This is a genomic window from Arthrobacter oryzae, assembly GCF_003634095.1.
GTDB lineage: Bacteria > Actinomycetota > Actinomycetes > Actinomycetales > Micrococcaceae > Arthrobacter > Arthrobacter oryzae.
Genome location: NZ_RBIR01000005.1, coordinates 1 through 13,653 on the forward strand (window position 1 = coordinate 1; position 13,653 = coordinate 13,653).

The following is a 13,653-nucleotide window of genomic DNA, read 5'->3' on the forward strand; positions in this document are numbered from 1 at the left end:
TTCGGCGGGATCTCCCCGCTGAAGAAGGTGATGGACTTCGCCGCGCAGTACCAGGTCAAGTCCGGCTTCCACGGCCCCACCGACATCTCCCCGGTCGGGTTCGCCGCGCAGCTGCACGTGGGCCTGGCCATCCACAACTTTGGCATCCAGGAATACATGCAGCACTCGGAGAAGACCAACGAGGTCTTCGAACAGTCCATGACCTTCAAGGACGGCTACCTCCACCCGGGCGAGGCGCCCGGCATCGGCGTCGAATTCAACGAGGAAGCCGCCGCCGCCTTCCCCTACCAGCAGGCCTACCTGCCCTACAACCGCCTCGTCGACGGCACCGTCCATGACTGGTAAACCGGGCATGACCAAGGACCAGACCACGACAGGCCACCAGAAGCCCGCCGTTGCCGGCCGCCACATCGTGGTGATGGGTGTCTCCGGCTGCGGCAAGACCACCATCGGCGACCTCGTGGCCCGCGACCTCGGCGTCCGCTTCCTCGACGGCGACTCCCTCCACCCGGTGGAGAACGTCGCCAAGATGGCGTCCGGCAGCCCACTCACTGACGAGGACCGCTGGCCCTGGCTCGCCACCGTGGGCGCCGAACTCGCCGCCGCCGGGTCTGCCGGTCTGGTGCTGGCCTGCTCCGCACTCAGGCGCAGCTACCGCGACGCCATCCGTGCCCAGGCGCCGGAGACCGTCTTCCTTCACCTGCACGGCAGCCGGGACGTGCTCGGGGGCAGGCTCGAAGGCCGCTCCGGCCACTTCATGCCGGCCACCCTGCTCGACTCCCAGCTCGCCACGCTTGAGCCGCTCGAAGCGGACGAAGCCGGGACCGTGGTGGACATCGCCGCCCCCGTGGAGCAGGTTGTCGCCGAGGCCCTTGCCGGCGTCGCCGGCCGGCCTGCGGCGGCAACGCCGGACGCCCGTGTGTCGGGGGCTGGTGCGGCAGATGCCGCCGCACCGTTCGCCGTCGACCTTCAGTCCGCGCCGTTCAACCTCGACGGCGACGCCATCGCCTGGGTGGAGTCCACCATCGCCGGCATGTCGCTCGAGGAAAAGATCGGCCAGCTGTTCATCAACCACAACAACGACTACTCCCCGGAATACCTTGATGGTGTCCTGGAGCAGTACCACGTGGGCGGCATGCGGTACCGCCCGGGACCGTCGGCAGATGTGCAGGAACACATCCGCTACGCACAGTCCAAAACGCGGGTCCCGCTGCTGATCGCGTCGAACCCCGAAATGGGCGGCGCCGGCAGTTGCGATGACGGGACGTTCGTCTCGACGCACCTGCAGGCGGGCTCGCACCCGGACAAAGACATCGCCCGGCAGATGGGGCGCGTGGCCGGTGTGGAGACCGCCGCGCTGGGCTGCAACTGGGCCTTCGCGCCGATCGTGGACATCCACTACAACTGGCGCAACACCGTCATCTCCACCAGGGCCTTCGGCAACACCCCGGAAATCGTGGTGGAACGGGCCAAGGAATACTTCGACGGCATCAGCGAATCGCCCACCGTGTGCGCCATGAAGCATTTCCCGGGCGACGGCATGGACGAACGCGACCAGCATGTGGTGACCTCCTACAACACGCTCAGCTACGAGGACTGGAACCAGACCTACGGGCACGTGTACCGGGAGATGATCGGCCACGGCGTGCAGTCGATCATGATCGGCCACATCGGAGCACCGGACCTGTCACGGCATTTCCGCCCGGGGCTGGCGGCTGAGGACATCCTGCCCGCAACCCTGGCGCCGGAACTCCTTCAGGACCTGCTCCGCGGCGAGCTCGGCTTCAACGGGCTTATCCTCACCGACGCGTCGCAGATGATCGGCCTCACCCAGGCCATGAAGCGCAGCGAGCTGGTCCCCGCCACCATTGCGGCCGGCTGCGACATGTTCCTGTTCTTCCGCAATCCGGCCGAAGACTTCGGGTACATGCTCGAGGGCTACAAGTCCGGGGTCATCTCAGAGGCTCGTCTGCTTGACGCCCTGCGCAGGATCCTGGGCCTGAAGGCCTCGCTCGGGCTGCACAGGGCCGCCCGGGAAACCCTCGTCCCGCCGGTGGAAGCGCTGCAGCTGATCGGGAGCCCGGCGCACCGGGAGGTTGCCGCGCAGATCGCCGACAAGACCGTCACCCTGGTGAAGGACACGGCCAACAACCTGCCCATCAGGCCGGCGACGCACAAGCGCATCCGGCTCTACGGCATCTCGGGCGGCGCGGACTTCACCCGGGCGGACCCGCTGGCCTACCTGGACATTGTCCGGGACGAGCTCGAGAAAGCCGGCTTCGAAGTCCACGTCTTCAAGACGGCCGCGCAGCGCGAGGCCGCCGGCGAAACCGGGGTGAACTTCATGTCCGTCATCTCCGAGGAAGCCACCGCGGACTACGCGCAAAAGTACGACGCGGCGTTCGTGTTCGCTTGCGTATTGGGCTTCGCCCAGGAGGCGGCGATCCGGATCAAGTGGTCAACGCCCATGGCGGCCGAGATTCCCTGGTATGCCACGGAAGTCCCCACCGTGTTCGTCTCGCTCAACCAGCCCAACCACCTCATAGACGTGCCGATGGTGAAGACCGCCATCCACGCCCACGCGGGCACGCCGGAGGCCATCCGGGCCGCGATCGAGAAGATCCAGGGCAAGTCGGAGTTCCAGGGCACGTTCAACGAGAACGTCTTCTGCGACTCCTTCGACACCAGGCTCTGACCCGGGGAGTCCGTCGGCTTGCTAGCGGCGGCCCGGGCGCTGCACTTTCGGGCTCCCGCTACGGTTTCGGACCGGCGCTGCGCGGATCCCCGCCGCGCCGGTCCAGAACCGCAGCGCCGATGAGAAAACGCCGCGAAAACCGCCGTTAAAACCTCTCCCGCAGCAACGCGGGCAGGGGTACCGTGGGGCCATGGAAAAGACCGGATGCGCGGTGGTGGGCGGCGGCCCCGCCGGGATGATGCTCGGCCTGCTCCTGGCCCGGGCAGGTGTGCGGGTCACGGTGCTGGAAAAGCACGCCGACTTCCTGCGCGACTTCCGCGGGGACACCGTGCATCCCTCCACAATCCGGCTGATTGACGAACTCGGCCTCGGCCAGGAATTCCGCCGCTTGCCGCAGAGCCGGCTGAAGAACGTTGTCCTCCCGGTACCGGGCGGGGCGCCGGTAACCATGGGCGACTTTGACGCCCTGCCGCCGCCTTACAACTACGTCGCCATGATGCCGCAATGGGATTTCTTGAATTTCCTTGCCGCCGCCGCAGCCGAGGAACCGGGCTTCACGCTGCTCTTGAGTCACACGGCCACCGGGCTCGTCCGCAACGGGGGCCGTGTCCGCGGAGTCCGCTTCCGCACCCCGGACGGCACGCCCGACGAACTCCTGGCGGACCTGGTGGTCGCGACCGACGGGCGCCATTCCGCTCTGCGCACCGCCGCCGGCTTGGCGCCAAAAGAATTTCCGGTGCCCTTCGACACCTGGTGGTTCCGGCTGCCCCGGCATCCCTCCGAAAAGGGCGAGGTGGCCGGGCTGGTCCCGGCGTTCGGTCCCGGCGAGGCGCTGGTGGCCCTGTTCCGCAACGACTACTACCAAATGGGCTACCTCGCCCCGAAGAGCGCTGACGCCCGGATCCGCGCCGAGGGCGTAGAAGGCTTCCGACGGCGGATCGCGGCCCTCCGCCCGGACCTCGCCGACCGGGTGGACGCCATCCGTTCCCTCGATGACCTCCACTGGCTGGACGTGCGCCTGAACCGGCTGCACTCGTGGCACATCAACGGGCTGCTCTGCATTGGCGACGCGGCGCACGCGATGTCCCCGGCCGGCGGGGTGGGCATCAACCTCGCCATCCAGGACGCGGTGGCCGCTGCCAATTACCTGGCCCCCGCACTGCTCCGGGGCCGGGTGACCACGGCGGACCTCAAGAAAGTCGAACGGCGGCGGATGCTGCCCACCGCCATTGTGCAGACGGCCCAACGGCTCATGCAGCGCGCGATCTTCGGCCCGATCATGGCCGGGAAGCGAACCAGAGTCCCCGCAGCCGCGCTCTTCATGGCCCGGCGCGTTCCGGCAGTCCGCACCATCGTTCCCCGGTTCATAGCCTTTGGCCCGCGGCCCGAGCACGCACCGGCGTTCGCGCGGCGGGCCGAACCCCGGCCACAGCCGCAACCCTAGACGCTCGTTGCCTGTCTGCCCGCTCGCCCACGGGGAAATATGTTGGTTAGCGTGACGTAACTGTTGCGTGCGGTCCCGTCGATGGCTAGCGTGTGATCAGCATCACTGACAAGTGATACTGGCTTTTGATCTGCGGCGGGAGAGTCCTGCCGGTACGTTCAGCAGGCGCCGTAGGAGCAAATCCTCCCCAGGAATCTCTCAGGCACACGTACCGCCGCGGCGAGGCAACTCTGGAAAGCAGTCCGGTAACCGGACTCACCGACGGTGCAAGCGGCACCCTGTAACAGCAGGGTCTGCGGAAACTCTCAGGTCCAATACAGAGCGGGGAGGAACCCGAGTCAAAGTGGCACCTAAAATGCCACCTGAATCCTGGAGTTCCTCATGACGATTCATTCGGCCGCTTCCACCCTTGGAGACCGCCGTACCGGCGCACGCCGCCAGGCCGATTCAGGCACAAACACCCCCGACGCCGACGCGGCCCTGACAGGTCTGCGCGCCGGGAAGGATCTTGCCCACTCCCTCTCGCCGTACCCCGTCGTCATGGATCGCGGCGTCCCGCTTCCGTTTTGAGCTCTTCACCGCACCGGTACCGGTCATTGGGGGCAGTACCGGTGCGATGAACCCTAGATATTGAGTCGCTCCACCCTCGCCGGGCACGCCGGCGTCTGACACTCGCAGAGGACCAGGATGTTCCCCACCAGAATCGAAATCATCCCTTCAGAGGGGATCGTTGCGCAGGTCCAGGCCGTGGTGCCTTTGACCACCGCGCTCACAGTGACGTGCCTGCCCCACCACGGCATCGAGCGGACCATGCGCGCTGCGAGGCAGCTCAGCGGGCTCGGTTACCGTGTCATCCCGCATCTCGCGGCCCGGAGCCTGCATGGCCGTGCCGAGCTGACCGGAATCCTCCGCGACTGCAACGTTGCCGGCATCGGTGAAGTGTTCGTCATTGGCGGCGACCGGAAGCAGCAAGCCGGTCCCTACGAATCCGCGTTGCCGTTGCTCGAAGACATCGCGCAGTACTCCGGCGGCGTGATGCGGGCAGGGATTGCGGGCTACCCTGAGGGCCACCCCTCGGTGGGTGCCCTGGACCTGGTGGACGCCTTGGTGGCCAAGCAGCATCTGGCCACGTATGTCGTGACGCAGATGTGCTTCGACGCACCGAAAATCCTGGACTACGTGGCGTTCCTCCGCCGGGAAGGCGTGCAGCTGCCGGTCTGGGCCGGGGTAGCGGGGTCCGTCCCGCGGGCCAAGCTGGTCTCCCTGGCCACGCAGATCGGCGTCGGAAGTTCACTGAAGTTCATCAGCCGCAAGGGCCCGCTGGCACGCAAGCTGCTGAGCGGAGACCGGTACGCCCCGTCGGCGCTGATTTCCGAGCTTGCGGAACACCCGGACCGGGTGTCGGGAATCCACTTCTACAGCTTCAACGACCTTGCCGGGGCGACGGGTGGGGCAACCATTTCATGTCGCCCCGCGGCCGCCGGACTTACGTCGATTCCAGGAGCAGCACAATGAGTACGCGCGCGCCGCGTCCCATCGCCGCATCGGTTGCTCCGTAGGCGCCCTTTAGAGCCTCCACAAGGGCGTCTACGGAGCAGTCGACGGTATTAGCCGTGGGCCGCGAGGTAGCCGATCAGGCCCTTGACGGTGGCCACGGCCGGGTAGTCGCGCTCAGGGATGTCCACGCCGGTGGCCGTGTCGATCGTTTCCACGAGCCGCAGGAAATCCAGCGAATCGAGTTCCAGGTCCTGGCGCAGCCGGGCGTCCTCGTTGACGGCGTCGAGGTCGACGTCGGGTGCCACCGCCCCGATCGCGGCGTGCACCGCCGCGCGGGCGTCGTGTTCGTTCATGATTCCTCCGCTTTCCTGGCGTTGCGAGTCACAGGTGCTCCGGTTCTTGCAGCAGCTCGTTGATCCGCGCGAGATAGCGGCCGCCGCGCAGTCCGTCACTGACCCGGTGGTCCGCGGACAACGTGGCGATCACGGCGTGCCGGACACCGAGGAGCCCGTTCTGGGCCCAGGGCTGTTCCATCACCCGGCCGAAGCCCACCATGGCGACCTGGGGCGGGTAGATCACACCGTAGACGCTGTCCACCCCGAGATCTCCGAGGTTGGTCACGGTCAGCGTCGGGTCCGCCATTTCGGCCCGCTGCAGCCGTCCCGCACGTGCCCGGCTGACGAGATCCCGCAGTTGCTCCATGAGCACGTCCAGGTCCAACGTGTCGGCGTCGTGGATGGCCGGGGCCACCAGCCCGCCCTGGCGCAGGGCCACCGCGACGCCCAGGTGCACCGCCGCGCTGGGCCGGAACCCGCCGTCGTCGTAGAAGCCGTTGACCTCCGGGACGTCCCGTGCCGCCAGCGCCGCGGCTTTGAGCAGGAGCGCGGACGGGACGAGCCGGCCGGCGACGGGCCGGTGCGCGTTGACGGCTTGCATCCAGCCGACGGCGGTGCGCAGATCCATCGTGGTGCTGAGGTAATAGTGCGGGATGGTCTGCTTTGAGCGCGTCATCAGGGCGCCGATGGCCCGGCGCAGGCTGGCTACGCGTTCGCGGGCCTCCGACGACGGCTTCCCCTTGATCGCCGCTGCAGGCGCTGGCGGCCCTTCCGGTGCCGGCGCGCCCGATTCAGCCAAAGGAAGTTCAGTCAAAGGAAGTTCTGGCGAAGGGAGTCCAGGCGCCGGCATTTCAGGCCCACGGGCAGGAGCGCCGCCTTCTCCGGCCGCGGCACGCTGGACGTCAGCCACGGTTACGGCGCCGTCCGGGCCGGTGCCGGCCACGGCGGAAAGCTCGATCCCCAGCTCCGCCGCGAGCCGCCGGGCGAGCGGCGAGGACCGCACCCTGCCCGCAGTTCCCGGCCTGGCCGCCACCGCGTGCTCCACGTCCGCGCGGGTGACGGCGCCGTCTTTGCCGGTGCCCCGGATCCTGCCGGGGTCCACGCCCAGCCGGTGCGCCAGATGCCGCACGGGAGGCGCGATCGGGGGACCCTGTGACGGGCCGGGCGCTTCCGGAACCTGAGCCGGAACCTGAGCCGGGCCGGCAGCGGCTTTCGCTGGCGCCCGCGCCGGAGGCGCCTCACCAACTGGCGCGCCGACCTCGGCCGGGGTCTGGGTGATCACAGCCAGCGGGGTTCCCACCGGAACCGTTTCGCCTATGCCGACCAGGAGGTCTGCCACGACCCCCTCCTGGAAGGACTCCACGTCCATGACCGTCTTGTCGGTGTCCACCACCGCCACCAGATCGCCGCGGCGGACATAGTCGCCGGGCTTGACCAGCCACTCGACGAGCTTGCCATGCTCCATGTCAGCCCCGAGCGAGGGCATCAGGAAGTCACCCACCGGCGCCTGCCGTCGCTTTGGCCGCGGCCACGATCCGTTCCACGGACGGCAGGGCGGCCAGTTCCAGGTGCTTGGCGTAGGGGATGGGCACCTCGGCGCTGCAGACCCGGCCCACCGGCGCATCGAGGTCGAAGAACGCCTGCTCGGTGATGCGGGCGCTCACTTCGGCGGACAGGCTGCCGCTGCGCCAGCCCTCATCGATGATCACGGCGCGGTGCGTCCGCGCCACAGATGCGAGGATGGCGGCGTCGTCGAGCGGCCGGAGCGTGCGCAGGTCGAGGACCTCGGCGTCGATCCCATCGGCCGCCAACTGGTCCGCGGCGTCGAGCACCGCGGGCAGGGTTCCGCCGTACGTGATCAGCGAGACGTCCTTGCCTGGCCGCCGGATGGCCGCGGTGCTGATGTCCACCGGCCCGGCGTCGTCGTCCAGCTCCCCGGCGACGTTGTACAGCGAGCCGTGCTCGAAGATGAGCACCGGATCCGGGTCCTGGAGCGCCGTCCACAGCATGCCGCGGGCGTCTTCGAGGGTGGCCGGAGCAAGGATCCGCAGACCCGGGATGTGGGCGTACCAGCCCTCAAGGCTGTGCGAGTGCTGGGCGCCGAGCTGACGGCCCGCGCCGGTGGTCATCCGGATCACTAGCGGCACGTGGAACTGGCCGCCGGACATGTGCAGCAGGGTCGCGGCATTGTTGACGATCTGATCCAGGGCCAGGAGGCTGAAGTTGACGGTCATGATTTCCACGATCGGGCGCATGCCGCCCAGGGCCGCTCCGATGCCGGCACCGACGAACCCGGATTCGGACAGCGGGGTGTCGCGGATCCGGTCCGGACCGAACTCCTCCAGAAGGCCCAGGCTGACCGCGAACGAGCCGCCATATGCACCCACGTCCTCGCCCATCAGGAACACGCGCTCGTCGCGGATCATGGCGTCGCGGATGCCCGCCCGGAGCGCCTCGCGGTAGCTGGACTTCATGGCGTTCCTGTGGTCTTCCCGGCATGCCGCCTGGCGGCCGCCGTGCCCGCGCGGGTTGCAGTGCCTGTGCGCAATTCCTCATCCCCGCCGGGCTCGCTGTAGACAAAGCGGGTCAGTTCTTCCACCGGTTCCGGAGTTCCGGCCTCGGCGAAGTCGACGGCGGCCGCGACTTCCGCCTGCGCGTCGGCCTGCAGCTGCTCCCATTCGGCGGCCGAGAGCTGGCCCGCGGTTTCCAGGGCGGCGCGCAGCAGCGTGATGGGGTCCCTTTCCATCCAGCGGGCCACCTCCTCCTTGGTCCGGTAGCGTTCGGGATCGAACATGGAGTGGGCCCGGAAGCGGTAGGTCCGCAGCTCCAGGAAATGCGGTCCGCCGCCGGAGCGCACCGCATCCACTGCTCGGCGTGCGGCCTCCTCGACGGCCAGGACGTCCATGCCGTCCACCGCCCAGGCAGGGATCTCGTAGGCGGCGGCTTTGAGGGCAATGTCCGTCTGGGACTCGGAACGGACCAGCGCGGTGCCCATGGCGTAGAGATTGTTCTCGCAGCAGAACAGCACGGGCAGCTGCCAGAGAGCCGCCAGATTGATGCTCTCGTGGAACGTGCCTTCGGCCACGGCGCCTTCGCCGAAGAAGCACACCGTGACGTTGGAGCGTCCGGCCATCTTGTCCGCAAGCGCCAGGCCGACGGCGAGCGGCAGGCCGCCGGCGACGATCGCGTTGCCGCCAAAGAAGCGGGTGCCGGCGTCGAAGAGGTGCATCGACCCGCCGCGGCCGCGGCAGCAGCCTTCAACGTAGCCGTACATTTCGGCGAGGATCGCGCCTGCCGGGACGCCCCGGAGCAGGGCGTGGCCATGCTCCCGGTACGTCGCCACCACGGCGTCCTCCGGGGCCAGAGAGGTCATGACACCGGCTGCCACGGCTTCTTCGCCGATGTAGACATGCAGGAAGCCGCGGATCTTGGCCGCGCTGTAGAGCTCGACGCATTTCTCCTCGAGCTGGCGGACGCGCAGCATCTGCAACAGCAGGTGCCGGCTGTGGGCCGCATCCACGGAGCCACTGTGCCGGACCGAGGTGCCGGTCATTTTGGGGCCCGCAGGGTCGGCACATCGGGTGTCTGGGCACCAGCAGCGGGGGGCGTCGGGGCCGGAGGGCCTGCATCCGGGGGCGTCTCGATGGTGGAGGTGTCACCCTCCGGCAGGCCGAGCTCGCGTGCCTTCAGCAGGCGGCGGAGGATCTTGCCGCTGCGGGTCTTGGGCAGCGCTGTGGTGAAGTCGAGCAGCCGCGGCGCGACGGCGGGGCCCAGCCGCTTGCGGGCGAAGCCAATGATGTCCAGCGCCAGCTCCCCGGACGGTTCCCAGCCGGTCCGGAGCTCGACGAAGGCCTTGACCACCTCGCCGGCCACCGGGTCCGGGACCCCGATCACGCCTGCCTCGGCCACGGCCGGATGCTCCATCAGGGAACTCTCCACCTCGAACGGCCCGATCAGATGCCCCGAGGACTTGATGACGTCGTCGCCCCGGCCGACAAACCAGTAGTAGCCGTCGGCGTCGCGTTTGGCGAGATCCCCGGTCAGGTACCAGCCGCCGGCGAAGCAGCGGCGGTAGCGCTCCTCTTCGTGCAGGTAGCCCCGGAACATGGAGGGCCAGCCGGGCCGGAGGGCGAGTTCCCCCAGGGTGTCCGGGGAGGTGACGAGCGCCGCCTGGCCGTCGCGGATGACGGGCTTGCCGTCGGCATCCCGGACCACGAGGGCGGCCTCGACGCCAGGCAGCGGCCGGCCCATGGAACCGGGCCGGATCTCGGTGGCGGCGAAATTGGAAATCATGATGCCGCCCGTTTCGGTCTGCCACCAGTTGTCATGCACCGGCTGCCCGAACGCCTCCTGCCCCCACACCACCACTTCGGGGTTGAGCGGCTCGCCGACGCTGGCGACGAAGCGCAGGGCGGAGAGATCGTGCCCGGCGGCGCGGCCGGCCCCGGCCTTCATGAGCATGCGCAGGGCCGTCGGGGCCGTGTACCAGACTGTGACTCCTTGTTCGGCGAGGATCCGGTACCAGCGGTCCGCGTCCATTTCCTCCTCGTCCACGATTGCCGTCACCCCGTGGCTCAGGGGTGCAATCACGCCGTACGAGGTGCCCGTGACCCAGCCGGGATCGGCCGTGCACCAATAGACGTCCCCGGGGTGCAGGTCCAGGGCGAAGGTGCCGGTCGCGTGGTGGGCGGTCACGGCGTCGTGCACGTGGATGGCGCCCTTCGGGGTGCCGGTGGTGCCGGACGTGAAGTGCAGCAGGGCCATGTCCTCCGGCTGGGTGACCGCGATGTCCTCGTCCGCCGGGGCCTCGCGCATGAGGGCGGCCAGGTCCAGGGTTCCCGGCTCCGGCTGGCCGTCGGCGTCGATCAGCAGCACATGCCGCAGGTCCGGGAGCTGCTCGCGGAGCTGGGCGATCTTCCGGCGGTACAGCACCCGGGTGGTAACCAGCGCCCGGCCGGAGCCCAGCATCAGGCGCTGCCGCACCGGCTCGGGACCGAAGGCCGAGAACAAGGGGCAGAACACGCTGGCGTTCTTAAACGTGCCCAGCACCGCGATGTACAGGGCGGGCCCGCGGCCGGTGAGCGAAAAGACCCGGTCCCCGCGGCCGACGCCAAGGCTGCGCAGGACCGCGGCGAAGCGGTTGGTCTGTTCGGCGAGCTCGGCGTAGCTCAGGGAATGGGTGCTGCCGTCGGCCCGGACAAACCGCAGGGCCTCCCGGCCCGCTCCGCTGCCTGCCGTGTGCCGGTCCACCGCCTCGTAGGCGATGTTCAGGCCCCGGCCGCCGGGGAGCCCGGACAGGGCGCGCCGGGCTTCATCCCAAGTGAAGGCCGAGCACGCCGCGTCATAATCCACCAGGTTGGGCCGGACCTGGAGACTGCCGATGTCTTTGGTGATCGCAGGCCAGCGGGTGGATGGTTCGGTTCCTGCCGTCATGGTTCCATCCGACGCCCGTGCGCCGGTGCCGCCAAGAGTACAAGGTCCCGTGCCCGGCCCGGCCAGCCACTAAACTGGGATCCATGACTGCCACCCCTGACTTCGCAGCCGACGCTGCCGCTGCCCGTGCCCGACTCCTGGAACTGATCAAGGAGCTGGCCGTCGTCCGCGGCAAGGTCATCCTCTCCTCCGGCGCGGAGGCCGACTACTACATCGACCTGCGCCGCATCACCCTGCACCATGAGGCCTCCAAGCTGGTGGGACAGGTCATGCTTTCCGTGCTGGCCGACGCCGGGATCGACTTTGAGTGCGCCGGCGGGCTCACCATGGGGGCAGACCCGGTGGGCACCGCGGTCATGCACGCCGCCGTCGACGCCGGCCGCCCGGTGGACGCTTTCGTCGTCCGGAAGGCGCAGAAGTCCTACGGCATGGGCCGGCAGGTGGAAGGACCCTCGGTGGAGGGACGCAAGGTCCTGGTCCTGGAGGATACGTCGACCACCGGCGGCTCCGCGCTGACCGCCGTCGAGGGCGTCCGCAAGGCCGGCGGCAACGTAGTGGCCGTCGCCGTGATCGTGGACCGGGACACGGGAGCCAAGGAAAAGATCGAAGCCGAAGCCGGGGTTCCGTACCTGTTCGCGTTCGGCAAGGACGAACTGGGCCTCAGCTAGCCGTTACTCCTGCGGCGTACACAGGTAGACGGTGCCTAGGGGGTGACTTATCATTTCTTAAATACCCCCGTCCGTACCCGCCACTGGAGAAACGCGACATGCTCCCGCCCAATGAAGCCCTGACGGCTGATTCCATCAGTACTGTCGATCAGATCCAGAACCTGATCCTCGACAGCACGGACTTCGAAGAGTTCCTCAACGAGCTGGCGCGTTTTTCCGCGCACCAGGTCGCGGGCTCCGGCGACGACGCGCTGTGCGGAATCACCCTGCTGCGGGACCGCAAGGCCGCCACGATCGGGTGGAGCAGCGATTCCGCGCGGGAAGTCGACGAAATCCAGTACTCGCTTTCCCAGGGCCCCTGCCTCACGGCCGCCAAGGAGGAACGGGAAGTCTACGTCCCGGACCTCTTCGACGAGGACCGCTGGGGTCCGGACTATGCCACGGCGGTGGCCTCGCACGGGCTGCGCTCGGTGTTGTCGGTGCCGTTCCACCTCCAGGGCGAAGCCCAGGCGGCGCTGAATCTCTACTCCGATGTTCCGCACAAATTCGACGGCGACGTCGCGGCCCGGGCGCGTGGCTACACCCGCGAAATCTCCCAGGCCCTGCGGCTGGCCGTCCGGTTCTCCCTGCACACGGACAGCGCCACCAATCTGCGCGCCACGCTCGAATCCCGGACCGTCATCGACATGGCGGTGGGGATCGTTATGGCACAGAACCGCTGTGACCAGGAAACCGCTGTGCGGATCCTCACGGACGCCTCCAGCAACGGCAACGTGAAGCTGCGCGACATCGCAACTTCCCTTGTCCAGTCGGTGGGCGGAACCGGCACCCGGACGCACTTTGAAGAGCCGGGCCGGCGGCAGGCAGTCTGAACCGGCAGTCGCCTATGACTTGTGCGCCACCATTGGCGAGGATACGCTTGGTGCGGTTGAGCCGTCGGCCATAGTCACCCTTCTTTGGAGTACCTATGGACCAGTCTCTGCAAGCCCACGTTAGACTCGACGTCGTTTCCGACGTCGTCCGGATCGATGTCCGGGGGAGCCTCACACAGAGATCCCGCACCTCCCTGATGAACATCATCCAGCGCATTCGCCGGATGGGCATCGGCTCGCACATCCGCGTGGACCTCGGCCAGGCTTGGATTGTGGAATCCTCCGCGCTCTCAGGACTGCGCAATGACCTCAACGCGGTCGACGGCGGGAGCCTCGGCGCAGAGATCGCCGGGATGCCCGCCCCCGGCGGTGTCTCCCTGGAACTGACCCCGCACGGCGACGATTTTTCGGCACTGCCGGCCCTTGATCTCTCGGGCGAATTTCTGGTCTCGCTGGACTCCTCCGGCACCCGGCAGCTGACCCGGTTCTCCGATGACGAACTGTTCGCGGCGAGCGACTCCGTGTTCGGCCGACTCGATGACCCCGCCGACATGGCACGCTCCGAACTCCTGGCGACCTACGAGGACATCGGCATGGAGATCAGCCGCCGCGAGGTCGGCCGGGAGCCCGAGCCCGCCTAGTCCGGAGGCGGTTCCGGGGCGGGCGTCGGCGGCGTTTCCGCCGGCGTTCCGTCGCATCGGGACGGTCC

General features: G+C 68.4%; 13 protein-coding genes and 1 riboswitch. Of the genes, 8 read left to right on the plus strand and 5 right to left on the minus strand.

Features of this window, described 5'->3' with window-relative positions:
- The 5 genes from C8D78_RS12345 to C8D78_RS12365 all read left to right on the plus strand — a co-directional run.
- On the plus strand, positions 1–345 hold a 345-nt coding region (locus C8D78_RS12345), incomplete at its 5' end, for an enolase C-terminal domain-like protein (RefSeq protein ID WP_279629529.1).
- 7 nt (positions 346–352) lie between these two features.
- Positions 353–2,695, plus strand: a complete 2,343-nt coding sequence (locus C8D78_RS12350) for a gluconokinase, GntK/IdnK-type (protein ID WP_120954157.1) — start codon at positions 353–355, stop codon at positions 2,693–2,695.
- Positions 2,696–2,885: 190 nt separating this feature from the next.
- Positions 2,886–4,139, plus strand: coding sequence for an FAD-dependent oxidoreductase (locus tag C8D78_RS12355; RefSeq protein ID WP_120954159.1), 1,254 nt, complete (start codon positions 2,886–2,888; stop codon positions 4,137–4,139).
- A 126-nt stretch (positions 4,140–4,265) separates the two neighbouring features.
- Positions 4,266–4,363: riboswitch (glycine riboswitch) on the plus strand.
- 157 nt (positions 4,364–4,520) lie between these two features.
- Positions 4,521–4,709: a hypothetical protein gene (locus C8D78_RS12360; protein ID WP_120954161.1), complete on the plus strand. Its 189-nt coding sequence runs from the start codon at positions 4,521–4,523 to the stop codon at positions 4,707–4,709.
- 117 nt (positions 4,710–4,826) lie between these two features.
- Positions 4,827–5,654: a methylenetetrahydrofolate reductase gene (locus C8D78_RS12365; protein WP_120954163.1), complete on the plus strand. Its 828-nt coding sequence runs from the start codon at positions 4,827–4,829 to the stop codon at positions 5,652–5,654.
- Positions 5,655–5,746: 92 nt separating this feature from the next.
- On the opposite strand, the gene C8D78_RS12370 is transcribed toward C8D78_RS12365, so the two are convergent.
- Genes C8D78_RS12370 through acsA form a run of 5 tightly spaced genes read right to left on the minus strand, consistent with a single transcriptional unit; the run spans position 5,747 to position 11,404 of the window.
- Positions 5,747–5,989: an acyl carrier protein gene (locus tag C8D78_RS12370; protein WP_120954165.1), complete on the minus strand. Its 243-nt coding sequence runs from the start codon at positions 5,987–5,989 to the stop codon at positions 5,747–5,749.
- A gap of 28 nt (positions 5,990–6,017) precedes the next feature.
- Complete coding sequence (locus tag C8D78_RS12375) at positions 6,018–7,472, minus strand: dihydrolipoamide acetyltransferase family protein (protein WP_120954167.1); 1,455 nt, start codon at positions 7,470–7,472, stop codon at positions 6,018–6,020.
- A complete protein-coding gene (locus tag C8D78_RS12380) occupies positions 7,465–8,445 on the minus strand; it encodes an alpha-ketoacid dehydrogenase subunit beta (protein ID WP_120954169.1) in 981 nt (326 codons plus the stop codon). The genes C8D78_RS12375 and C8D78_RS12380 overlap by 8 nt, the downstream gene beginning before the upstream one ends.
- Complete coding sequence (gene pdhA, locus C8D78_RS12385) at positions 8,442–9,524, minus strand: pyruvate dehydrogenase (acetyl-transferring) E1 component subunit alpha (RefSeq protein WP_244208385.1); 1,083 nt, start codon at positions 9,522–9,524, stop codon at positions 8,442–8,444. The genes C8D78_RS12380 and pdhA overlap by 4 nt, the downstream gene beginning before the upstream one ends.
- Positions 9,521–11,404, minus strand: a complete 1,884-nt coding sequence (gene acsA, locus C8D78_RS12390) for an acetate--CoA ligase (protein ID WP_120954171.1) — start codon at positions 11,402–11,404, stop codon at positions 9,521–9,523. Before acsA ends, pdhA begins: the two co-directional genes overlap by 4 nt.
- An 83-nt stretch (positions 11,405–11,487) precedes the next feature.
- Here acsA and pyrE point away from each other — a divergent pair, with 83 nt between their 5' ends.
- The 3 genes from pyrE to C8D78_RS12405 all read left to right on the plus strand — a co-directional run bounded on the left by pyrE (position 11,488) and on the right by C8D78_RS12405 (position 13,585).
- Positions 11,488–12,072: an orotate phosphoribosyltransferase gene (gene pyrE, locus C8D78_RS12395; protein WP_120954173.1), complete on the plus strand. Its 585-nt coding sequence runs from the start codon at positions 11,488–11,490 to the stop codon at positions 12,070–12,072.
- 98 nt (positions 12,073–12,170) lie between these two features.
- The gene (locus C8D78_RS12400; RefSeq protein WP_120954175.1) at positions 12,171–12,944 is read left to right on the plus strand and encodes a GAF and ANTAR domain-containing protein; all 774 of its coding nucleotides are present in this window, start codon (positions 12,171–12,173) and stop codon (positions 12,942–12,944) included.
- A 95-nt stretch (positions 12,945–13,039) separates the two neighbouring features.
- Positions 13,040–13,585: a hypothetical protein gene (locus C8D78_RS12405; RefSeq protein ID WP_120954177.1), complete on the plus strand. Its 546-nt coding sequence runs from the start codon at positions 13,040–13,042 to the stop codon at positions 13,583–13,585.
- Positions 13,586–13,653 lie beyond the last annotated feature (68 nt).